At 61.4% G+C, this 22,270-nt stretch carries 22 protein-coding genes and 2 pseudogenes; 8 read left to right on the forward strand and 16 right to left on the reverse strand.

What is annotated here, in order from left to right; translation table 11 throughout:
* Positions 1 to 55: 55 nt before the first annotated feature.
* Entirely contained in the window at positions 56 to 958 is a 903-nt protein-coding gene (locus tag BSK43_RS05060; RefSeq protein WP_077471992.1) for an EamA family transporter, read from the reverse strand.
* An 82-nt stretch (positions 959 to 1,040) separates the two neighbouring features.
* Here BSK43_RS05060 and BSK43_RS05065 point away from each other — a divergent pair, with 82 nt between their 5' ends.
* Positions 1,041 to 1,529, forward strand: coding sequence for a MarR family transcriptional regulator (locus BSK43_RS05065; RefSeq protein WP_077471993.1), 489 nt, complete (start codon positions 1,041 to 1,043; stop codon positions 1,527 to 1,529).
* Here the strand turns inward: BSK43_RS05065 and BSK43_RS05070 are convergent.
* Entirely contained in the window at positions 1,506 to 2,432 is a 927-nt protein-coding gene (locus BSK43_RS05070; protein WP_077471994.1) for a LysR family transcriptional regulator, read from the reverse strand. The two genes, BSK43_RS05065 and BSK43_RS05070, sit on opposite strands and share 24 nt — an antisense overlap.
* 136 nt (positions 2,433 to 2,568) lie before the next feature.
* On the opposite strand from BSK43_RS05070, the gene BSK43_RS05075 reads away from it, so the two are divergent.
* Positions 2,569 to 4,023, forward strand: coding sequence for an MFS transporter (locus tag BSK43_RS05075; RefSeq protein ID WP_077471995.1), 1,455 nt, complete (start codon positions 2,569 to 2,571; stop codon positions 4,021 to 4,023).
* 42 nt (positions 4,024 to 4,065) lie between these two features.
* Here BSK43_RS05075 and BSK43_RS05080 read toward each other — a convergent pair whose 3' ends face one another.
* Positions 4,066 to 4,962, reverse strand: a complete 897-nt coding sequence (locus tag BSK43_RS05080; RefSeq protein ID WP_077471996.1) for a LysR family transcriptional regulator — start codon at positions 4,960 to 4,962, stop codon at positions 4,066 to 4,068.
* 90 nt (positions 4,963 to 5,052) lie between these two features.
* Between BSK43_RS05080 and BSK43_RS05085 the strand changes: the two genes are divergently transcribed.
* Entirely contained in the window at positions 5,053 to 5,688 is a 636-nt protein-coding gene (locus BSK43_RS05085) for an NADPH-dependent F420 reductase (RefSeq protein ID WP_281406615.1), read from the forward strand.
* 75 nt (positions 5,689 to 5,763) lie between these two features.
* Here BSK43_RS05085 and BSK43_RS05090 read toward each other — a convergent pair whose 3' ends face one another.
* Together BSK43_RS05090 and BSK43_RS05095 are read right to left on the reverse strand one after the other, a co-directional pair.
* Complete coding sequence (locus tag BSK43_RS05090; RefSeq protein ID WP_077471998.1) at positions 5,764 to 6,594, reverse strand: aldo/keto reductase; 831 nt, start codon at positions 6,592 to 6,594, stop codon at positions 5,764 to 5,766.
* A gap of 144 nt (positions 6,595 to 6,738) precedes the next feature.
* Positions 6,739 to 7,287, reverse strand: a complete 549-nt coding sequence (locus BSK43_RS05095; protein WP_077471999.1) for a L,D-transpeptidase — start codon at positions 7,285 to 7,287, stop codon at positions 6,739 to 6,741.
* A 148-nt stretch (positions 7,288 to 7,435) separates the two neighbouring features.
* Here BSK43_RS05095 and BSK43_RS05100 point away from each other — a divergent pair, with 148 nt between their 5' ends.
* Together BSK43_RS05100 and BSK43_RS05105 are read left to right on the forward strand one after the other, a co-directional pair.
* Entirely contained in the window at positions 7,436 to 8,119 is a 684-nt protein-coding gene (locus BSK43_RS05100; RefSeq protein ID WP_068394469.1) for a response regulator transcription factor, read from the forward strand.
* 9 nt (positions 8,120 to 8,128) lie between these two features.
* Complete coding sequence (locus BSK43_RS05105; protein WP_077472000.1) at positions 8,129 to 8,584, forward strand: cyclic nucleotide-binding domain-containing protein; 456 nt, start codon at positions 8,129 to 8,131, stop codon at positions 8,582 to 8,584.
* A 19-nt stretch (positions 8,585 to 8,603) separates the two neighbouring features.
* Here BSK43_RS05105 and BSK43_RS05110 read toward each other — a convergent pair whose 3' ends face one another.
* From BSK43_RS05110 to tesB, 7 genes and pseudogenes are all read right to left on the reverse strand, one after another.
* Positions 8,604 to 9,038 (reverse strand): GNAT family N-acetyltransferase, encoded by a 435-nt coding sequence (locus BSK43_RS05110; RefSeq protein ID WP_169055366.1) that lies wholly within the window; start codon positions 9,036 to 9,038, stop codon positions 8,604 to 8,606.
* Between the two features lie 156 nt (positions 9,039 to 9,194).
* Positions 9,195 to 9,998, reverse strand: a complete 804-nt coding sequence (locus BSK43_RS05115) for an exodeoxyribonuclease III (protein ID WP_077472002.1) — start codon at positions 9,996 to 9,998, stop codon at positions 9,195 to 9,197.
* Positions 9,999 to 10,194: 196 nt separating this feature from the next.
* Positions 10,195 to 10,851: an outer membrane lipoprotein carrier protein LolA gene (locus BSK43_RS05120; protein WP_077472003.1), complete on the reverse strand. Its 657-nt coding sequence runs from the start codon at positions 10,849 to 10,851 to the stop codon at positions 10,195 to 10,197.
* Positions 10,852 to 10,986: 135 nt separating this feature from the next.
* A pseudogene (locus BSK43_RS05125) lies at positions 10,987 to 13,658 on the reverse strand (DNA translocase FtsK).
* A gap of 276 nt (positions 13,659 to 13,934) precedes the next feature.
* Positions 13,935 to 15,301 (reverse strand): annotated as a pseudogene (locus BSK43_RS05130) (ammonium transporter).
* Positions 15,302 to 15,328: 27 nt separating this feature from the next.
* On the reverse strand, positions 15,329 to 15,679 hold the full coding sequence (locus tag BSK43_RS05135) for a P-II family nitrogen regulator (protein ID WP_068394480.1): 351 nt from the start codon (positions 15,677 to 15,679) through the stop codon (positions 15,329 to 15,331).
* A 214-nt stretch (positions 15,680 to 15,893) separates the two neighbouring features.
* Entirely contained in the window at positions 15,894 to 16,778 is an 885-nt protein-coding gene (gene tesB / locus BSK43_RS05140) for an acyl-CoA thioesterase II (RefSeq protein ID WP_077472006.1), read from the reverse strand.
* Positions 16,779 to 16,862: 84 nt separating this feature from the next.
* Here tesB and BSK43_RS05145 point away from each other — a divergent pair, with 84 nt between their 5' ends.
* Positions 16,863 to 18,077 carry a ubiquinone biosynthesis hydroxylase gene (locus tag BSK43_RS05145; protein ID WP_077472007.1) on the forward strand — a complete coding sequence of 405 codons (1,215 nt, stop codon included), beginning with the start codon at positions 16,863 to 16,865 and terminating at the stop codon, positions 18,075 to 18,077.
* A 58-nt stretch (positions 18,078 to 18,135) separates the two neighbouring features.
* Here BSK43_RS05145 and BSK43_RS05150 read toward each other — a convergent pair whose 3' ends face one another.
* Complete coding sequence (locus tag BSK43_RS05150) at positions 18,136 to 18,786, reverse strand: glutathione S-transferase family protein (RefSeq protein ID WP_077472042.1); 651 nt, start codon at positions 18,784 to 18,786, stop codon at positions 18,136 to 18,138.
* 179 nt (positions 18,787 to 18,965) lie between these two features.
* Here BSK43_RS05150 and BSK43_RS05155 point away from each other — a divergent pair, with 179 nt between their 5' ends.
* Positions 18,966 to 19,436 carry an Rrf2 family transcriptional regulator gene (locus BSK43_RS05155; RefSeq protein ID WP_077472008.1) on the forward strand — a complete coding sequence of 157 codons (471 nt, stop codon included), beginning with the start codon at positions 18,966 to 18,968 and terminating at the stop codon, positions 19,434 to 19,436.
* Positions 19,420 to 20,103 (forward strand): class I SAM-dependent methyltransferase, encoded by a 684-nt coding sequence (locus BSK43_RS05160; RefSeq protein ID WP_348641741.1) that lies wholly within the window; start codon positions 19,420 to 19,422, stop codon positions 20,101 to 20,103. Before BSK43_RS05155 ends, BSK43_RS05160 begins: the two co-directional genes overlap by 17 nt.
* 34 nt (positions 20,104 to 20,137) lie before the next feature.
* Here the strand turns inward: BSK43_RS05160 and BSK43_RS05165 are convergent, their stop codons facing one another.
* The 3 genes from BSK43_RS05165 to trxA all read right to left on the reverse strand — a co-directional run bounded on the left by BSK43_RS05165 (position 20,138) and on the right by trxA (position 22,180).
* Positions 20,138 to 20,326: a Trm112 family protein gene (locus tag BSK43_RS05165; protein ID WP_037154712.1), complete on the reverse strand. Its 189-nt coding sequence runs from the start codon at positions 20,324 to 20,326 to the stop codon at positions 20,138 to 20,140.
* 10 nt (positions 20,327 to 20,336) lie between these two features.
* The gene (locus tag BSK43_RS05170) at positions 20,337 to 21,005 is read right to left on the reverse strand and encodes an LON peptidase substrate-binding domain-containing protein (RefSeq protein WP_198929069.1); all 669 of its coding nucleotides are present in this window, start codon (positions 21,003 to 21,005) and stop codon (positions 20,337 to 20,339) included.
* Positions 21,006 to 21,205: 200 nt separating this feature from the next.
* The gene (gene trxA, locus BSK43_RS05175) at positions 21,206 to 22,180 is read right to left on the reverse strand and encodes a thioredoxin (RefSeq protein ID WP_077472043.1); all 975 of its coding nucleotides are present in this window, start codon (positions 22,178 to 22,180) and stop codon (positions 21,206 to 21,208) included.
* Between the last annotated feature and the right edge of the window lie 90 nt (positions 22,181 to 22,270).

Here is a 22,270-nt window from a genome sequence, read left to right on the forward strand (position 1 = left end):
AAGGGCGGCCCTTGGGCCGCCCTTTTCGTTTGTCGCGAAGAGTTCGATTCCGAGTTTAGTGTTTCGATGCGGCGGCTTGACGTTCGCTTAACACAGGCGTCGCTGCTGGTTGCACTTGCTGCGCGCGCTGGCTGAGCCAGACGCTGCCGAGCACGACAACGATGCCGAAGATCTGCATCGGGCTCAGCTGCTGGCCGAGAACCACCCAGCCCAGGATCACCGCGGTCGTCGGGCTGAGGAAGCCGAGTGGCGAAACCACCGAAGGCTCGAGCCGCGACAGGCCGCGAAACCAGAGGATATAGGTAAGCGCCGCGCCGATCAGCCCGAGATAGGCAAAGCCGATGATGTTGGCGCCGGTCAGATGCGGCAGCGGCGGCTCGAGCAGAAGGGCGAATGGCAGCAGCAAGACGCCACCGGCCGTCAACTGCCACGCCGTGAAGGTGAGCGGCGAGACATCCGGCCGCCAGCGGCGGCTGAGCACCGTTCCGCCAGCCATGGAGAAGGCACCGGCAATACCGGCGACAATGCCGATGGGATCGAGCGTTGCATTTGGCGTCAGGATCAGCAGCGCCACGCCGCCGATGCCGGCGACAGCGGCGATGATGGCGAGGCTCTTGATCGGCGAACCGAGCAGCAGTCGCGCCAGCACGATGACGATCAACGGTTGGACGGCGCCGACCGTCGCCGCCACGCCACCGGGCAGGCGATAGGCCGAGATGAACAGCAGCCACCAGAAGATCGAGAAATTCAACGCGCCGAGGACGAGCGATTTGATCCACCACATCCCATGCGGCAGCCGACGCACGATGAGCAGCAGCAAGAGCCCGGCCGGCAGGGCGCGCAATGTCGCGACAGTGAGGGGATAGCCGGCGGGCAGAAGCTGCGTCGTCACCAGATAGGTGCTGCCCCAGATCGCCGGCGCGATGGCCGTCAGCAGAAGGTCGACATTACGGTTCATGGCCCAGGCCTCAAATTTATCTTGACCTCAAGATAAACTGAAATATCTTGACGTCAAGATAAATTCGTGGCGATGTCTACCCATGGATCGCATCGACAAAATTCTGGACCAGTGGCGCCGCGAGCGGCCCGATCTCGACACGACGGCCATGGGCCTCTTCGGGCGCATGCGCAATCTCACGCTTCATCTCTCGCGCGAGATGGAGAAGACCTTCGCGCGCTTCGACCTGAATTCGGCAAACTTCGATATGCTGGCGACCCTGCGCCGCTCAGGCGAACCCTACACCCTCTCTCCCAGCGACCTGATGGATACGATGATGGTGTCATCGGGCACCATGACCAACCGCATCGACCAGCTCGAAAAGGCCGGTCTCGTCGCTCGCACCCAGAACCCGAATGACGGCCGCAGCTTTCTGATTTCCCTGACGCCGGAGGGCTTCAAGCTCATCGATGCCGCCGTGACGGCGCATGTCGAAACGCAGGCTCGGCTTGTTTCCGCCCTCTCGCAGGAGGAAAGAGCTGCCCTCGACGGCCTGCTGCGCAATTATTTAGCCAGCTTCGAATCTCGCTAAGAGATCCGAACGCCGCTCGGCGCAGACATCCCGAATGCAGCCTCGCAGCCAGCGATGCGCCGGATCCGCATCGAGCCGCGGGTGCCAGAGCAGCGAGATCGTCACATCCGATGTCGGCACCGGCAGCGCGAAACTACACATGCCGGCCCTGAGGTTGCCGGTATAGCGCTCGGGTACGCTGACGATCAGGTCGGAGGAGCGCGCCAAAGCCAGCGCCGCCGAAAAGCTGCCGACGATGGTTACGATCTGCCGCTCGCGCCCCAGCCGTTCCAGAGTCTCGTCGATCTGTCCTTTCCGCAAGCCGCGCCGCGAAACGAGAATGTGCTGCCCGGCGGCATAGCGCTCCGGCGTCATCGGCCCCTCGCTTAAGGGATGGCCGCGCCTGACGACGCCGATGAAACGGTCGTGGAACAGAGCCTGCGTTCGCAGTTCCGGGCTGGTGTCGTCGCCGACCACACCGGTTTCCAAGTCGATCGTGCCATCGCGCAGCGGCGTGCTGTCCTTGTCCAGTTTCTGCGTGAAATAAAGCCGCACGCCCGGCGCTTGCTCCGCGATCCGGGTGATCAGTTCGGCGCCGAAATTCTCCACGAAACCCTCGCGGACGCGCAGCGTGAACGTCCGCGCGAGCTGTTTCAAATTCAGCGTCTCGGAGGGCCGCAAGGCTGCCTCGGCCTCCTCCACAAGCTGGCCGACACGCTCGCGCAATTCCAGCGCTCGCGGTGTCGGCACAAGCCCGCGACCAGCTCTGACCAGCAATGGATCACCCGTCGTCTCGCGCAGGCGCGCCAGGGCTCGGCTCATGGCGGAAGGGCTCAGCCGCAATCGCCGGGCAGCGCGCGCGACGCTGCCCTCCGCAAGCAGGGCGTTGAGAGTGACCAGCAGGTTGAGATCGGGCGTGGACATGGCGCGACCATAGCATGAATTCACCAATATATAGCGTCAAACGCACGAATGAAGTGCAAATGCTGCGCGTTCCGCCATATCGCCGCAATGGCTACCTTTCTGCCGGGACTTTCTAATACCGCCAGAATTGGAGCTCATGTTGAAGCCAATCATTGAAGAACCGGGCAAAGCCCGGCGTACAGGACCAGCACCTTCCATCCGCTGGGCCCTCGCCAGCCTCTCGCTCTCCATGCTCATGCCCTCGCTCGATACCAGCATCGCCAATGTCGGCCTGCCGACGCTGGCAGAGACTTTCGGCGCCTCCTTCCAGCAAGTGCAGTGGATCGTACTCGCCTATCTGCTCACCATCACCACGCTGATCGTCAGCGTCGGCAAGCTCGGCGACATCGTGGGACGGCGGCGACTGCTGTTGACGGGTATAGCGCTCTTCACCCTCGCCTCGCTGTTCTGCGGCATAGCGCCGACGCTGTGGCTGCTGATCGCAGCACGCGCCCTGCAGGGCCTCGGTGCCGCCATGATGATGGCGCTGACGGTGGCGATGGTCGGTGAGACCGTGCCGAAGGAGCGGACGGGCAGCGCCATGGGTCTGCTCGGCACCATGTCCGCCATCGGTACGACACTCGGCCCGTCGCTCGGCGGCATCCTGATTGCCTGGTACGGCTGGGAAACCATCTTCCTGGTCAATCTGCCGCTGGGGATCATCAACCTCCTGCTCGCCGCTCGTTTCCTGCCGGCAGATCGCCCCGACCGGAAGGTCGTCCGGGGACGCCCCGATGCGGTCGGCACGCTGCTGCTGGCTCTGACGCTTGCCGCCTATGCGCTCGCCATGACAATGGGCCATGGCAGCTTCGGCGCGCTGAATATCGGCCTGCTGCTGGCCGCGGCCTTGGGTGCAGCACTCTTCGCCTTCGCCGAGACGAAAGTGAAGTCGCCGCTGCTGCGGCTGTCGATGTTCAGAAACTCGTCGCTAAGTACGAGCCTTGCCATGAGCACGCTGGTCACGACGGTTATCATGGCAACATTGGTGGTCGGGCCTTTCTATCTCTCCCACGCCCTCGGCTTCGATGCGGCCCATGTCGGTGCCATCATGTCCGCCGGCCCCCTGGTATCGGCGCTGACGGGCATACCCGCCGGCCGCATCGTCGATCGCTTCGGCGCACACCGCATGACCGTAACAGGCCTCATCGGCATGATCATCGGCCTGTCGCTGATCTCAGCGCTGCAAGGAAGCTTCGGGATTGCCGGCTATGTCGGTCCGCTCGTCATCACCACGGCAAGCTATGCGCTGTTTCAGGCATCCAACAACACCACGATCATGAAAGACATAAGCTCCGAGCAGCGCGGTGTGATTTCAGGCATGCTGAGCCTGTCGCGAAACCTCGGGCTGATATCAGGCGCATCCGTCATGGGCGCGATCTTCACGCTGGCATCGGGAACCGCCAACGTGACCGTGGCGGCGCCCGAAGCGGTGGCGAGCGGGATGCAGATCACCTTCGCGGTCGGCGCCCTGGTGATCACCGCAACGCTCGCGATCGCCCTCACGGGCCTGGCCTTTGCAAAGCGCACCGTGCTCTCGCAGGGAGTCTCATGAGAGTGAAGCAAAGGGGATGGCGGAGGATAATTCGCCATCCGATCAAGACGATCCGTGACTGCCGAATTCGGCGGAAACGAAGTCGAGGAAGCTACGCAGCTTCGGCGTGATACGGCGATCGGGCGCGTGGAGAATATGCAGCGGTCGCGTCGGCACGCTGTATTCAGGCAGGATAGGCAAGAGCGTCCCGGCCTCCAGGCTCGATCGAACAAGCTCGAACGGCTGAAGGATGATACCCTGCCCTGCCAGCGCCGCCTGCAGCAGCGCTTCGCCATTATCGACCATCAGCCGGCCCGAGATAGGGACGCTGACATTCCCGCCTGGCCCTTCGAAGTCCCAATGCGTCCTCAACATGGTGTGCGAGAAGATAAGGCAATCGTGACCCTGAAGATCATTCGGCTTTAACGGCACGCCGCGAGAGCGCAGATAGCTCGGCGCCGCGCAGATGACGAGCCGATAGGGGGCGAGGCGGCGGGCGATCAAGCCGCTGTCGGCGAGTTCGCCGATGCGAAAGACCACATCATAGCCCTCGTCGATCAGATCGACCAACCGGTTCGACAGCGACAGGTCGATCGACACCTCGGGATGAGCACCGAGGTATTTCGGCAGTTTCGGCGCCAGGGCATTGATCCCGAATGTGACAGGAGCATTGACCTTCAGCTTTCCCCTGGGCACCGCCCGCGTCTCTGCCGCCAAAGCCTCCGCTGCCTCGACCTCGGCCAGGATATTGCGTGAGCGCTCATAGAACTGGCTGCCGATCTCTGTCAGATGCTGGCGGCGCGTGGTGCGGTTCAAAAGCCGAACGCCCAGATGCTGTTCGAGAAATTGCACATGCTTGCCGACGAGCTGTGGCGACATGTTCAATGCATCGGCAGCAGCGCTGAACGAACCGAGTTCGACCGCCTTGACGAAAATGCTCATGCTGGAAAAGCGATCCATTAGAAACGTTCTATTTTAAGTATAGCTCTATTTAGATCATTTATCCCGATATGGCGATAATACTATCTATTCGTCAGCAACAACAAGGAGCTGACGACCATGAAAATCGCTGTCATCGGTACTGGAAATATGGGTGCGGGCCTGGCACGCCTGCTGGCTGGAACGGGCTCGGGCGTGGTGATCGGCCACCGCGATCCGGCAAAGGCGGCCGCATTTGCCGCCGAACTGGGCGCGAATGTCGAAGCGGGTGGGATTGCCGCCGCCGTCAAGCTCGCCGACATCGTCATACTGGCGCTGCCCTATGGCGCGGTGGCCGACGCCCTCAGGGAAGCCGGCAAACTCAAGGGAAAGATACTGGTCGATATCAGCAACCCGATCACGGCGGACTTCCGCGGTCTCGTTGTCGGCCACTCGACATCGGCGGCCGAAGAAATCCAGGCGCTGGCGCCCGATGCCATCGTGGTGAAGGCGTTCAACACCATCTTCGCGACGCTTCTGCCGGTCGAGGCACGCAAAGGCAAGGTGCTGCAGGTCTTCGTAGCCGGCGACGATGAGAAGGCCAAGGAGGCGATATCCAGCCTCGTTCAATCGATCGGCTTCGAACCCGTCGATGCAGGTCCACTCACCAACGCCCGCTTCATCGAGCCCATCGGCGAGATGAACATCCACTTCGGCTTCTTCCTCGGCAAGGGGCCTTCCGTGGCTCCCGCCTGGGTTCAGATCTGACATCGATCAAGACAAAAGAGGCCCGGAGCTCCTCGCTCCGGGCCTCTCACTATCAATAAAGTCCGACGAACCGGATCAGAAGCTCGCCTTCACCGGATCCGGGCCGATACGGCCGCTCGCGGAATCGAGCTTGTCGAGATCAGCCAGATCGTCGCTGTCCAGCTTGAAGTCGAAAACCTTGAAGTTCTCTTCGATACGGCTCGGCGTGACCGACTTCGGGATGACGATCAGGCCGTTGTCGATATGCCAGCGGATGATGATCTGTGCCGGCGTGCGGCCGTGCTTGGCGGCGACCTTGCCGATCACCGCGTTGGTCAGGAGTTTGCCCTGGCCGAGCGGGCTCCAGGACTGGGTCTTGATGCCGAGCTTGTCATGTGCTTCGCGCAGCGCCTTCTGCTGGAAGGTCGGATGCAGTTCGATCTGGTTGAGGACAGGTGTAACGCCGGTCTCGCCGATGATGCGGTCGAGATGTTCCTTGGCGAAGTTGGAGACGCCGATCGAGTGCGCACGGCCCTCTTCCTTGAGGCGCACGAATGCCTTCCAGGTATCGAGGTAGCGGTCGCGGTGCGGCGATGGCCAGTGAATGAGGTAGAGGTCGAGATAATCGGTGCCGAGCCGCTTCAGACTTTCGTCGAAGGCCTTCAGCGTGGAATCGAAGCCCTGCGCCTCGTTCCAGAGCTTGGTGGTCAGGAAGATGTCCTTGCGGGCGACGCCGGACTGACGCATGCCCTCGCCGACACCGTCTTCATTAGCGTAGATGGCTGCTGTGTCGACATGGCGATAGCCGGCTTTCAAAGCCGTGCTGACGGCCAGAGGCGCGACATTTTCCGGCGTCTGCCAGACACCAAGGCCGACCTGCGGAATGGACTTGCCGTCGTTGAACGTGATTGTCGGTTGTGTGGTCACGATAAATCTCCGGGTGATGGGAAGTGGATGGAGTGAAGGTGCTATTTAAATCCGGAAAGAAAGGGTCCCCGTCCTGGCCGCGCGGGCCGCCGGTCGAAAACCTATATAGTGGAGAATACCGAGAGTTTAACCCCGGCCGGACATTCAGACAACCCGGACGGTCGTTCCCTTGCGCATCAGCGGCAGGATACGCCGCATATCGCCAGGACTGACGGCAATGCATCCGGCCGTCGGCTCATACCCGGGCCTGATCAGGTGGAAGAAGATTGCCGAGCCGCGATGACGCCGGCGCGAACTCACGTTCCAGTCGAGCACGAGGCATATGTCGTAGAGCCCGTCGCCCCGTCGCATCTCCTCATGGCTGGGCTTGAAGGGAGCCTTCACCAGCCTGTTGTAATTGGCATCCTCGGGCTGGTCGCACCACAGCATGTCCTTGCGAATACGCCGCATCGGCAGAGCCGTCTGCGGGAGGCGGACGTGATCGCCACGCGTGAAGCCATAAAGCAGCTTCATGGAGGCAATCGGTGTCGCGCCGTCGCCCTCGCGCTTCAATATGCTGCGCCCGGATCGGCCGATCGCGGCCTGAAGAGTCAACGGTCCGACCTTGACCAGCGCGCGCGTCTTCTTACCCGGCGCAGGACGTACGACTATCGTGGAAGCGGGCCGCCTGGTCCCTGCCCTTGTCTTTTCCATTTTCCTCACATGTTTTTGCTTTGCGCGTGATTTCATTTGAAATCATAGCAGTTACAACCAAACCACCAAGCCTGAGCCGCGTCGCGACTTGCTAAAAATGCAATTTGGCGTAGGACTTAGGTGGGATTAGAACGAGGATCCGAACGGCATGACCGCACGCACCATTCTCCTGGTGGATGATGACAACGACCTGCGTGAAATGTTGGTCGAGCAATTATCGCTTTATGAGGAATTCAACGTCCTGCAGGAAATGACGGCCGGAAAGGGCGTGCAGACCGCCCGCACCGTGCCTGTCGATCTCCTGATCATGGATGTCGGGCTGCCTGACATGGATGGCCGCGAAGCCGTAAAGCTGTTGCGCAAGAACGGCTTCAAGTCGCCGATCATCATGCTGACGGGCCACGACACGGATTCCGACACCATCCTCGGCCTCGAAGCCGGCGCCAACGATTACGTCACCAAGCCCTTCCGCTTCGCCGTCTTGCTCGCGCGCATCCGCGCGCAGCTGCGCCAGCACGAGCAGAGCGAAGACGCGACTTTCACGGTCGGCCGCTATCTCTTCAAGCCGAGCCAGAAGCTGCTCACCACCGAAGACGGGCAGAAGATCCGCCTCACGGAAAAGGAAGCGGCGATCATCCGTTATCTCTACCGCGCCGACCAGAAGGTCGTGACCCGCGACATCCTTCTCGAAGAAGTCTGGGGCTACAATTCCGGCGTGACCACGCACACGCTCGAAACCCACGTCTACCGCCTTCGCCAGAAGATCGAGCGCGATCCATCCAATGCTGAAATCCTGGTGACGGAAAACGGTGGCTACAAGATCATTCCATAGGCCACAGACATGGCGCTGAACGACGATATCCGGCTGCTGTCGCAACTGCCGCTGTTTCACGGCATGGGCGATGAGCCGTTGCGGCTGATTGCCTTCGGCGCCGATCGTCGTCATGTGACCGAGGGCCAGACCCTGTTCAGGGAGAAGTCGCCGGCCGAATGCGCCTATGTCGTCACGCGCGGCAGCTTCGAGCTCAGCACCGTCGATCCAACCGGGCAAAAGCAGGTGGAAGCGGTGGTACAGGCCGGAACGATGCTGTCCGAGTTGGCAATGGTGACGCTGGTGGAGCGGAAATATACCGCGGTTGCCGCGGAAGAATCCGACGTGATCCGTATCACACGTGCCCTTTTTCACCGCCTGATCGAGGAATATCCCGATGCCGGTCTGCTGATCCAGAACCGCATCCGCGAAAACTTCGCAGCACTTGCCCGGCAGGCAGCAGCCCTTCTCGGCCGGTTTTCCTGATCCTCACCGACGACCCGCCTCAGGACAACGCCTTTACGAGCAAGACCGTCGTCAGCCCACTATCCCAATCCTCGTCCGGATAGCGCTCAACCTCGCGATAGCCTCGGGCTGCGTAGAAGGCATGGCTCGGATGATTGAATGTATCGGTTTCCAGCCGCGCCGTGGCAAAGCCGGCCGCGGCAATCTGCTTCTCCGCATGGTCCATCAGGCGTCGTCCGATTCCCCGTCGGGCATGCGCTGAATGCACGTGGAGGGCGTGCACGAAGTCGTCCTCCCAATCGACGAAACCGACGACCTCACCGGCAACCTCGGCCACCCAGAATTGAAGCCCGCGCATATCCACATAGGCGGCAGGCTTTTCTTCCTCGAGAAATGCCTGCGCAGCGGTGTCAGTGATATTGGGCCGCCAGGTGCTGTTGAACGTGTCGTGAAGAACAGCACGCAGGTTGGCCATGTCTTCCCGTCGCGCTGCCCGAAGGATGGGATCTCTATTTCCACTCATGATAGCAGGATAGACCTGTGGGCGGATCGAATCCAGCCTTTGGCGCCCTTGTTTGACGGCAGCTATGCGGATCGATCACGGAGCAGCAGATACTACCCTTGCCGCCCGCTAGAGATCGAAATGCGCCGTGACCGGCACATGGTCGGATGGGCGATCCCAGCCGCGCGCCGCTTTCAGGATCTCGATGCGCTGCAGGTGTGGGCCGAGATCGGAGGACGACCAGATGTGGTCGAGGCGGCGGCCGCGGTCGGCAGCTTCCCAGTCCTTGGCGCGATAGCTCCACCACGTATACAGCTTCTCGCTTTCCGGCACCTTCAGGCGCATCAAATCGAGCCAGGAGCCGCGCTTCATCACCTCGATCAGCCCATCGGTCTCGATCGGTGTGTGGCTGACGATCTTCAGCAGCTGCTTGTGCGACCAGACGTCATGCTCCAACGGCGCGATGTTGAGATCGCCAACCAGGATCGCCGAGGTATTCGGTTCGGCATTCGCGCTCAGATGCTTCATTTCCTCGATGAAATCGAGCTTGTGACCGAACTTCGGATTGATGCTGCGATCCGGCTCGTCGCCGCCGGCCGGAACATAGAAATTATGCAGACGGATGCGGCGCCCGCCACGCTCGAAGATCGCCGAGATGTGCCTGCTGTCGCCGACGTTGCAATAATCCTGGCGGTGATCTTCGGTCAGCGGAAAACGCGAGGCGATCGCCACGCCGTGATAGCCCTTCTGGCCATGGATGATGATGTGCTCGTAGCCAAGCGCGCGCAGCGGCGCGTAGGGAAAAAGCTCGTTCGGAACCTTGGTCTCTTGCAGGCAGAGAATGTCGGGCTGGCCCTGCATCAGGAACTGTTCGACGATCGGCATGCGCAGCCGCACCGAATTGATATTCCAGGTCGCAATCGAAAATCCCATGCCAACGCCTTTCCCATAAAGCAATTCCAGGAAAAGTGCGCAGCGGTTTTCCGGCCGGAATTGTGTCAAAACAGACAGCTGGAGCGGTTCAGCGATTCCGTGAAACACTCTACTCAAGATAAGGCTTTAGACCGGCCGCAGCGGAAAGAAAAGCGCCATTCGGCGCTTCCTCAGCTACCAAAGATCCAGACAGCGATCAGCGGATGTAGTCGATACGGAAAACGCTGTCGTCGAAGGCGATATTGGTCTTCACATTGTTGATGATGACATCGGTCGTCTTGCCCTGCGGATCGATAACGGTCCACTGGCGCAGGTCATAGCTCTTCGAATCGAAGATCATCGTAATCGTGGAATCCCCGAAGACGGTGCGGTTGCCGAGCGTGATCTTGGTCAAGTCGAGCTGCGATTCGACATTGCGCACCATATCGGCGGAAAGGTCGATCTTATTGGCAAGCAGAAGGCTCAGCGGCGTCTTCGACAGCTGATACATATTCTTGGTATTCGTCTGGTCGTTGATGACCTGCACATTGTTGCCATCGCAAATAACGCGCATGCGGGACGGCGGATCGTAGTTGAAGCGCATCTTGCCGGGGCGCAGGATGAAAAACGTGCCGCTCATCTGGTCGCCGCGCGGCCCGATCTGCAGAAAGCCCCCCTTCATCGACTTGATGGACGAGAAGTGATCGGCGATGGCCTGGGCAATATTGGGATTGACGGCGGCGGCCTGCGTCTGGGCCTGAGCAAGAGCCGAAACCGGCAGAGCGCCTGCCGCACCGACCGCGACCATGGCGCCGAGGAAATGTCGGCGGCTCAGGGAAAGTCGGGTCGAGGGCTGCGCATCAATCTTTGTCATCGAATTCTCCTTCATGCTTTGTCCATGGCGCGCAAAATCGGCGTCTTCATGGCGCGGCGGCCCGTGGTTCGCTGGGGTCGCTATCAAATGTCCTTGAACATAGGCGGAATATCCGACGCGGAAAGCCAGATCGCCTCAACGATCCAGAATGTCCGCTTCGGTGGGAACGAGAATTTCGCGCTTGCCGGCGTGGTTGGCAGGGCCGATCAGGCCCTCCTGCTCCATACGCTCGATCAGCGATGCCGCGCGGTTGTAGCCGATGCCGAGGCGGCGCTGGATGTAGGAGGTCGAAGCCTTGCCATCCCGCAGAACGATCGCGACTGCCTGATCGTAGGGATCTTCCGAATCGGAAAGGTTGGCGGTTCCTGCCGGACCATGGCCGTCTTCATCCTCATCGTCATCAGCGGTGATGGCGTCGAGATATTGCGGCGAGCCCTGCGTCTTCAGGTAGGCGACGATATCCTCGACTTCACCGTCGGCGACAAACGGGCCGTGGACGCGCTGGATGCGCCCGCCGCCCGCCATATAGAGCATGTCGCCCATGCCGAGCAGCTGTTCGGCACCCTGCTCGCCAAGAATGGTGCGGCTGTCGATCTTCGACGTCACCTGGAAGGAGATGCGTGTCGGGAAGTTCGCCTTGATCGTGCCGGTGATGACGTCGACGGACGGACGCTGCGTCGCCATGATGACATGAATGCCGGCCGCACGCGCCATCTGCGCCAGGCGCTGCACCGCGCCTTCGATGTCCTTGCCGGCGACCATCATCAGGTCGGCCATTTCGTCGATGATGACGACGATATAGGGCATCGGCTTCAGATCGAATTCTTCGGTCTCGTAGATGGCTTCGCCGGTCTGGCGGTCGAAGCCGGTCTGCACCGTGCGGCTGATCGCCTCGCCCTTGGCGACGGCCTGCTCGACGCGGGAATTGAAGCCGTCGATGTTGCGCACGCCGATCTTCGACATCTTCTTGTAGCGCTCTTCCATCTCGCGGACGGTCCACTTGAGCGCAACGACAGCCTTCTTCGGATCGGTGACGACAGGCGACAGCAAGTGCGGAATGCCGTCATAGACGGAGAGTTCCAGCATCTTCGGATCGATCATGATCAGGCGGCACTGTTCCGGCGTCATGCGATAGAGCAGCGACAGGATCATCGTGTTGATGGCGACGGACTTGCCCGAGCCGGTGGTGCCGGCGACGAGCAGATGCGGCATCTTGGCGAGATCGGCGATGACGGGCTCGCCACCGATCGTCTTGCCAAGCGCCATGGCGAGCTTGGCCTTGGAGGTCTCGAAATCGCGGCTGGCGACGAGCTCGCGCAGGAAGACCGTCTCGCGCGTCGAATTCGGCAATTCGATGCCGATGGCATTGCGACCGGGGACGACGGCGACGCGGGCGGCGATCGCGCTCATCGAGCGGGCGATATCGTCGGCAAGGCCGATGACACGGGAGGACTTGATGCCCGGCGCCGGCTCCAGTTCGTAGAGCGTCACCACCGGGCCGGGACGGACGTGAATGATCTCACCCTTGACGCCGAAGTCTTCGAGTACGCCTTCGAGCATGCGGGCGTTCTGCTCCAGCGCATCGGCCGAAAGCGTCGCATCGCGCGCAACCGCCCTGGGTTCGGCGAGCAGGTGCACGGCTGGAAGCTGGAAGCCATAGGGGCGAATGAAGGAAGTCTGCGCTTCGCGCTCGGCCCGCACGCCGGGCTTCGGGCGCGACGCTGGCGGGATGACGCGTTGCCCCCCTGCCGCCTTCGGCGTTGCTGGACGCAGCGGCCATTCATCCTCGTCCTCGTCGTCGGCCAGAATGCCGGCCGGACGCGGCAAGTCGCGCTCATAGGACGAATCCTCGTCTTCATCATCGTCATCGCCGAGGCTGATCGAGGGGGCGGAAACGACGCGGCGCGCAGCCGAGCTCTCAAGCGATGGCTCGACACGGTCACCTCGAGCCATCGGCGCTTGGCACGCATGGGTTCGTTCAAGGTGCCGAATTCGTCGTCATTGAAATCATAAGGGGCATCGAAAGCATGGTCGCGGCGCTTGCGCGGCCCCATGCCGAACAGGCGGCGAAGGCGGGCCTGGGTATTGTACCAGGCATGCATGACCGCACCGAATGCCAGAAGGTTGCCGAGGAAGCCGCCGCGGTCGTCATCCTCGTCCTCATCGCCGACCCGACGCGCGCGGCTGCGCGTTTCCTCGTAGTCGTCTTCGCCATCCTCTTCTTCGACAAGGCTTTCCCCGATCACGCCGGCGCCAAACAGCATGAGCCAGATCGCCGGGACGGCCAGAACCGACCCGATCACGATGGCGACGACGCCGCTGGGATAGGTGCCGATGAAAAGGGCGGGAAAGCGCAGCAGGATGTCACCAACGACGCCGCCGATGCCGTTCGGGATCGGCCAGGTGGGCGGTGCAGGAAAGCAGGCGATGGAGCCGGCCGCTACGACGCAACCGCCGAGCCACGCACCGAGACGTGACGGCACGCGATTGAGCTTGCGGTTCGCTATCATCGCAAAGGCCCAGGCGGCAATGGGCAGCATCGCGACGACGGAAGCAAGCCCGAGGGCCTGCATCATGATGTCGGCGAAGGCAGCACCGGGAAAGCCGAGCAGGTTCGTCGGGGCGTTGGCCGTGGCGTAGGAATAGCTGGGGTCCATCACATTCCAGGTCGCCAGTGCCGCGACGGCCAGCGCCAGCAGCAACAACAGCGCGAAGCCTGTCAGACCCTTGACCTGACGCCAAACCACACTCGATAGCGATAAACGGTCGGGACGACCGCTCAACGCCGCCGAATTGCTTCTGCCCATGATATCCAGCCCCGTTCCGTATCGAAAGCGCAAGCGAATCGGTCTATGCCCACTCGCCGGCAGGTTAACCCTACCTAATCAGAGGAGGGTTAATGGCATGTTAACCATGCAGCCAGACCGGGCGAATCAAGGGGTTCTGCGGTGGATATCCGGGCCTCAAAACAAAAAAGACCCGAACCGAAGTTCGGGCCAAAAGCGTCTTGTCTGCAATCAGACAGGACGCGACGGGATGTTCAGCGATGCCGGGCTTTTTTACCCCGGCATCGCAAGCCCGGATCAGGAGTTGTGGTAGGCAGCTTCGCCGTGCGAAGCGAGGTCGAGACCTTCGCGTTCGGCTTCCGGCGCAACGCGCAGGCCGATGATGACGTCGACCAGCTTGTAGAGGATTGCGGAGCCGATGCCGCACCACAGGATCGTGGTGATGACTGCAGTTGCCTGGACAACGACCTGGCTTCCCATCGTCACGCCATCGGCATAGCCGACGCCGCCCAGCGACGCGCTGGCAAATACGCCGGTCGCAAGTGCGCCGAAGATACCGCCGATGCAGTGTACGCCGAAGACGTCTGCCGTATCGTCATAGCCGAACTTGTTCTTCACGACGGATACGAAGAAGTAGCACAGCGGCGAAACGATCAGACCAAGAACGATCGCGCCCATCGGGCCGACGATACCGGCAGCCGGCGTGACGGCAACGAGACCGGCAACCATGCCGGAAGCGCCGCCGAGCATGGATGCCTTGCCGCGGGTGAAGGTTTCAACCAGCGACCAGGAGATGATGGCAGCGGCCGTTGCGACGAAGGTATTGACGGTGGCAAGCATCGCGCCGCCCGAAGCTTCGAGGTTCGAGCCGGCGTTGAAGCCGAACCAGCCAACCCAGAGCATGGAAGCGCCGACCATGGTCAGCGTCATCGAATGCGGGGCCATCATGTCCTTGCCGAAGCCGACGCGCTTGCCGACCATGAGGGCGCCGACGAAGCCTGCGATACCGGCATTGATGTGAACGACGGTGCCGCCTGCGAAGTCGAGGGCGCCCATCTTGAAGAGCATGCCGTTGGAATCCCAGACCATATGAGCGATCGGGAAGTAGACGAAGGTCGCCCACAGCGCGCAGAAGAGCACGGCCGCGCCGAACTTGATGCGCTCGGCAAAGGCGCCGATGATCAGCGCCGGTGTGATGGCGGCGAACGTCATCTGGAACAGCATGAAGATCAATTCAGGAATGACGACGCCCTTGGAAAAGGTCGGAGCCGTGGTCGTGGGCGAGACGCCCGAGAGGAACATCTTGGCCGTGCCACCCCAATAAGGGCTGGTGCCGCCGCCGAAGGCGAAGGAATAGCCGTAGAGAACCCAGAGGATCATCACGACGGCGCCGATCATCGTGCACTGCATCAGAACGGAGAGCATGTTCTTCGAGCGGACGAGACCGCCATAGAACAGCGCAAGACCCGGCACGAGCATGAACAGCACGAGGATGGTGGAGATGAACATGAAGGCGGTATCGCCCTTGTCCGGAACGGGCGTGGCAGCGGCAGCGGCTGCAGCAGCCGGGGCTGCGTCCTGCGCAACGCGATCGCCGGCGCGAGCAGGGCCGCAGAAAGCGCACCCACCCGTGTCAAGGTGGAGGAAAGCTTGGAAAATGACATGCAAATAACTCCCTGATCAGCCGTGTCTTACAGAGCTTCGGAATCGGTTTCGCCGGTACGGATGCGCACGGCATGGTCAATCGAATAGACAAAGATCTTGCCGTCGCCGATCTGGCCGGTCTTGGCGGCCGTCGCGATGGCCTCGACGGCCTTGTCGACGATTTCGGTCGCGACTGCGACCTCGATCTTCAGCTTCGGCAGGAAGCTGACGGCGTATTCGGTGCCGCGATAGATTTCAGTATGTCCCTTCTGGCGCCCGTAGCCTTTTACCTCGGTCACAGTCAGGCCCTGGATGCCGACAGCCGTGAGGGCCTCACGGACCTCATCGAGCTTGAACGGCTTGATAATGGCCATCACAATTTTCATCTGGTTTCCCATCCTTTGTTTACCCTCGGCATGGAGCCGACTCTCCTTGCCGCCGACGAGTGTTTCAGCAGCGACCGGGTATACACATTCAAGGGGCGTGCCAGATTCGTGACACATTTATAAACTATTGAAATAAAAGGGATTTATTACAGAAACCCAATAAAGTGGCAACTCTCGGCGCGGTTGTCGCCCAAATAAAGTGCAAATTTATAAGTTTGCACTTTATTTAATCATTTGCCTTTTTACGAATCAGGCCCTCTTGCGCGACAGACGCAATCAAGACACCGGATCGCGTAAACAGGCTGCCGCGGGTAAAACCGCGCGCACCGGAAGCGCTGGGGCTCTCCTGGCTGTAGAGCAACCAGTCGTCGAGCTTGAACGGGCGGTGGAACCACATGGCATGGTCGAGGCTCGCGACCTGGATGCTCTGATCCAGGACAGACGTGCCATGCGCGTTCAGCGCGACATCGAGCAAGGTCATGTCGGAGAGATAGGCGAGCACGGCATTGTGGTAGAGCCGATCGTCCGGAACGGGGCCCGTGAGACGCACCCAGATATTCTGCCGCTGGCTTGGCTGCGAGCGGGAAAAATAGCTCTCGATCGACACCGGACGGATCTCGATCGCCCGCTTGCGCTCCCAATAGCGGCGCACATTCTCGGGTGCATGGGCGAGATAGCGCTCCATGATTTGCTGTTCGCCCATGAGATCTTCCGGCATCGGCACGTCAGGCATCTCGCCCTGGTGGTGGAAGCCCTCCTCGTCGATCTGGAAGGAGGCCGTCAGTGCGAAGATCGCCTTGCCGTGCTGGATCGCCAGCACGCGCCGCGTGTTGAAGCTGGAGCCGTCGCGCAGGCGGTCGACTTGATAGAGGATCGGCACCGAGGGATCGCCCGGCAGCATGAAATAGGCGTGCAGGGAATGCGCGAAGCGATCGCCATCCACAGTCCGCTGCGCCGCCATCAGCGCCTGGCCGATGACCTGGCCGCCGAAGACGCGCTGCCAGCCGACCTGCGGGCTGTTGCCGCGAAACAGGTTCATCTCGATCGTTTCCAGATCGAGCGTTGCGAGCACGACTTCCATCGGGGTGAGCTTATCGGTCTCTCGCGACATTTTGCTTGAACTCCAATGGTAGGAACCACGATCAGGATGCTCTATATAGAACACGAAGTGACAGTAGGACACAGGGAAGCGCGAATGTTGGACATGCTGGTAGTGGGTGGCGGATATGTGGGTCTCGCCGCTGCGGTCGCCGTCAAGCAGGCAGCTCCCCATCTCGATGTCATGATCGTGGAAGCAGCTCCCGAAACCGCCTGGAAGAAGGACATGCGCGCCTCGGCGATCATCGCTTCCGCCTCCAAGATGCTGGATGTCCTGGGTGTATGGGATGAGATCGCGCCCGAGGCCGAGCCGATTACCCGCATGATCGTCACCGATTCGCGCACCAGCGATCCCGTGCGCCCCGTCTTCCTGACCTTTGACGGCGAAGTGTCCGAGGGACAGCCCTTTGCTCATATGATCCCGAACCTTGCCATGGTTGGCGCGTTGCGCGGCGCCTGCGAGCGCCTGGGTATCACCATCAAGCATGGCCTCAGCGCCACCGGTTTCGTCACGGATGATAGCAAGACCACCCTCACGCTCTCGGATGGCACCACGCTGGAGACGCGGCTCCTCGTCGCCTGCGATGGCGTGCGCTCCAAGCTGCGTGACATGGCAGATATCAAGACGGTCAACTGGGAATACGGCCAGTCCGGCATCGTCGTCACCGTCGAGCACGAGCGCCCGCATGGCGGCTGCGCCGAAGAGCATTTTCTACCGTCGGGACCCTTCGCCATCCTGCCGCTGAAGAACAACCGTTCCTCGCTCGTCTGGACGGAACGCACAGCCGAAGCGGATCGGCTGGTCGCCTCGGACGATCTGGTCTTCGACGAGGAGCTGGAGCGCCGGTTCGGCCACAAGCTCGGTGCCCTGCGTACCATCGGCGACCGCCGCGCCTTTCCGCTCGGCCTGACGCTTGCCCGCTCCTTCGTCGCACCGCGCTTCGCGCTTGCCGGCGATGCCGCCCATGGCATCCATCCGATATCCGGCCAGGGCCTCAATCTCGGCTTCAAGGATGTGGCGGCGCTCGCCGAAACCATCGTCGAAGCCGATCGCCTTGGCCTCGATATCGGCTCGATCAATATCCTCGAGCGCTACCAGACCTGGCGACGCTTCGACACCTTCCGCATGGGGGTGACGACCGATGTGCTGAACCGGCTGTTTTCCAACGACAACACGCCCCTGCGCATCGCCCGCGATTTCGGACTGGGGATCGTCGAACGCCTGCCGAACCTCAAATCCTTCTTCATCGGACAGGCGGCAGGCACGACCGCCAAGAACAATCCGCGCCTGCTCGCCGGAGAGGCGATCTGACGGACAGAGACTGAGCCAGCAATCAAAATGCCCGCTATTGGAGGAAGCAGACCTCGCTTCAGCCGGATAAAGACGCGGTAAAGACCGCCAATTGAGCGGCGAAAGCGCGCTGGTACGCGGGCCGCGATTCGCCGCGGGCAACATAGGCGGAAAGGTTCGGATATTCGTCCACGATGCCCGATGACTTCAATCGGAGCAGGACCGTAATCATCAGAAGATCACCGGCGCTGAATTCGCCGTCGAGCCAGTCGGCATAGCCGAGCCGATTGGAAAGGCCGGCCAGCCGCCGCCGGATGTTCTCGTCGAGGGCGCGGAGACGCTTTTCGTACCACGGCTCCTCACGCTCGAGGATCGTGGCTAGGCTGCGCTCGAAAATCGGTGGCTCGACCGTGTTGAGTGCGGCAAACATCCATGTGATGGCGCGCGCCCGTCCATTCGCCTCGTCCGGCAGCAGGCGCCCATGGCGCTCGGCGATGTGGAGCACGATCGCCCCGGACTCGAACAAGGCCAGGTCGGCTTCTTCATAGGTCGGGATCTGTCCGAACGGATGAAGCGCGAGATGTCGAGGTTCTTTCATCTCCTTGAACGAGACAAGACGAACGTCATAGGGTTGGCCGACCTCTTCGAGCGCCCAGCGAAGGCGCATGTCGCGAGCCAGCCCCTTGCCACGATCGGGCGAGCGTTCAAACGCGGTAATGGTAATCGTCATGGCATCCTCCATAGCGTGTCTGCCTAAATGACGATTGGCCAGCCGAGATCCCGACACCCCATAGTCGAAATAGCCCCTGCGATCGGATCGAGCACTCCCTGAACCAAGTGTTGTCGCTGCGGCTGCGCCGGCATTGCTGCGATTTGACTCACATCCCATCATGTAATAATAAAAGTTACATGAGTAGAGATAGTCGCCTTTCAGATGTGCTGCACATCCTGCTGCACATGGCATATGAGCGCGCGCCGGTGACGTCGGAAGCCATGGCGCGCTCGCTGCATACCAATTCCGTCGTCGTGCGCCGGATCATGGCCGGACTGCGCGATCGGGGCTATGTGCGCTCCGAGAAGGGCCATGGCGGCGGCTGGGTGCTGTCCCGCGATCTTTCGGAGATCACCCTCCTCGATATCTATCTGGCGCTTGGAAGCCCGGCACTCGTCTCTTTCGGCAGACGCTCGGAGGCACCGGATTGCCTCGTGGAGCAGGCCGTCAATTCAAACCTCGACAAAACGCTGCAGGAAGCTCAACTGCTGATGATGACCCGCTTCGGTGAGATTACCCTCGCCAAACTCCATGCCGATGTTCAGGCGGGAATAGCGGATCGCCAGCACCTGCCGAAACTGGAGGCTGCGCATGGCTCAAAATCATGAATCCAACTTCGCCGGAGATGCCGTCAGATCCTACCTCGAAGGCCCGCCCCGGCAGGTGCCCGGGTTCTCAAGCCTCCATCGCATGACGGCGATGCTGCTCGCCGAGCGGACGCCCGAAAACGGCCGGGTGCTCGTCCTGGGGGCCGGCGGAGGATTGGAGCTGAAGGCATTCGCGGACATGCAACGCGGCTGGTCTTTCGACGGCGTGGACCCTTCCGCCGACATGTTGCAGCTCGCCCGACAGGTGGCCGGAGACCACGCTGAACGAATCCGCCTTCACAACGGCAACATCGATGCCGCACCCGAAGGCCCGTTTGACGCCGCGACCTGCCTGCTGACCTTCCATCATGTGCCGATGCCGCAGCGCCTGGAAACACTGAAGGAGGTTCGCCGCCGCCTGAAGGCCGGCGCGCCGTTCGTTCTGGCGCATGTCAGCTTTCCCCAGACCGAGCCGGACCGTTCGATGTGGATTGATCGCCACGTCGCCTATGGCGCACCGGATGGAGCGGACATCGGAAGGCTGGAAAATGCGCGCAATGCCATGCGCGAGCGGTTACATATTTTGTCGCCCGAGGAGGAGGAAGCCATGCTGCGCGAGGCGGGCTTTTCCGACGTCACCCTGTTCTACGCCGCATTCAGCTTCAAGGGATGGGTGGCCTACGCCTAGCGAGCGGCCCTGCCGACGTCCACCGAAGCGGGTTTCAATCCTCGATGCGGCGTGCTTCCGAAATCAGCATGATCGGAATGCCGTCGCGGATCGGATAGGCGAGACGTGCCTTTTCCGAGATAAGCTCGTTCTTCTCGCGGTCATAGCTCAGCCGCCCTTTGGTCAAGGGGCAGACGAGCAGGTCGAGAAGTTTCGGATCGACTTTGCTGACCGTGACATCCATCGGCAAATTCCTATTGCATGATGGGATCGGTGTCACCCGAGCCGGCAAGCACGATCTTGACGATGGCGATGAAGGTCTCGGCGCGGGTCTTGAGATCAGGCGCCTCGAGAAGGGCCTGCTTTTCCGCTGGATCGAAGGGCGCCATGATCGACAGCGAATTGACCAGCATCATATTGTCGGCCCGCTCGACGCTGTCCCAATCCGCCTCCAGATTGTCGGCGTCCAGATAGGCCCGGAAAGCCGCGAGCAACGCTGCACGATCGACCGTATCCTCTTCATCGCGCGATTTGAGATCGGAAATGAACGGCGTGATGCGGAATGTGCGATAGGGTTGGTGACCCGTGACCTCTTCCATCAGCCGGAAGCGGCAAATGCCGGTCAAGGAGACGATATAGCGCCCATCGCCGGTTTCCGAGATGGAGGTGATACGCCCGAGACAGCCGACATGCGACAGATTGGTGGACTCGGCCGGCTCGCCCATCGCCGGCTGAACCATGCCGATCAAGCGGTTGCCGGCAATGGCCATGTCGAACATGGCGAGATAGCGCGGTTCGAAAATATTCAACGGAAGCTGCGCGCCGGGCAGCAGCAACGCCCCGGACAAGGGAAAAACGGCTACGGTCTCGGGCAGATCGCTCGGCTTTAAATATCTGGCATTACCGACTTGCATGTTTTCCATCCCGCTGATCACTGCGCCGCGCGCCGCAATGGGCGCGCAGGAACGACATACTCGCGGCCGTTGCCCATCTCACGCCGCGCACCCGACAATGTGGGCCCGTCTGCCGAAAACACAAGACTATTTTGCGCCGGAGCGCCGATGGACCCATTCCGCTTTCGACCGCCCGTTGGCGGTCGATCGTGCGAAGGCTTCGTTCTCCCTCAGGAAAACAGGATCGATGAAAGCCTGCGGCGCGCCGCGATCGTCGCCGGATCCTTCGGACCCCAGACATCGAAGAATTCGAGCAGCTGACGGCGAGCGCCATCATCATCGAAAGTACGATCCTTGCGCATGATGACAAGCAGATGCTCTGCCGCCTCATCGCGCTTGCCTTCGACATTGCGGATCTTGGCGAGCTTGACACGCTGCTCGTGATTGTCGGGGTTGGTGGCCAGTTCCTGTTCGATCGCAACGGGGTCGCCGAGTTTGCGGGCTTCGTCGATCTGATCGAGTTTCTTGACGATCGCCTGGATACCGGCATCGTTTGCAAGCGTCTCGGGCAGGTCCGTCAAGGCTTCACGCGCCCGCTGGCTCTGGCCGGCGGCAATCATGCATTCCGCCATGCCGGCAAGCGCCTTCGGGTTTTCCGGGTCGGCCTGGAGCACTGCGCCGAACAGTTCGGCCGCACCATTGATATCGCCGGCTGCGAGCAGGCCACCGGCCTCCTCCAGGACAGCGGCGATCTCGGCAGCCTGATCATCGGCACCGCCTGCGGGACCGCCGAGGCGATCGATGAACTGCCGGACCTGGCTTTCGGGAACCGCACCCATGAAACCATCGGCTGGACGGCCGTCGACGAAGGCGATGACTGCGGGGATCGACTGAATGCCGAGCTGGCCGGCAACGGACGGATGGTCGTCGATATTCATCTTGACCAGCTTCACGCGGCCCTGGGCTTCGGTGACGACCTTTTCGAGCACCGGAGTCAACTGCTTGCACGGACCGCACCAGGGCGCCCAGAAATCGACCAGCACCGGCTGGTTGCGCGATTCCTCGATGACGTCCTTGGCAAAGGTCGCGGTCGTCGTGTCCTTGATCGGCGAAGCGCCGGATGCTGCGGGCGCAGCTCCGAACGAAGCCGAGGCCGACATCTGTCCACCGAAGGAAGCGTTATAGGGATTGTTCGGACCGCTCATGAGTGTCTCCCGCCTGCCGGCATCCTTGATCTTGTGAAGAGCATGATTCCCAAACGGATTGATCACATCCGGATGGCAGTACGCTCCGTG

The sequence above is a fragment of the Rhizobium sp. P44RR-XXIV genome, from assembly GCF_001999485.2.
GTDB lineage: Bacteria > Pseudomonadota > Alphaproteobacteria > Rhizobiales > Rhizobiaceae > Rhizobium.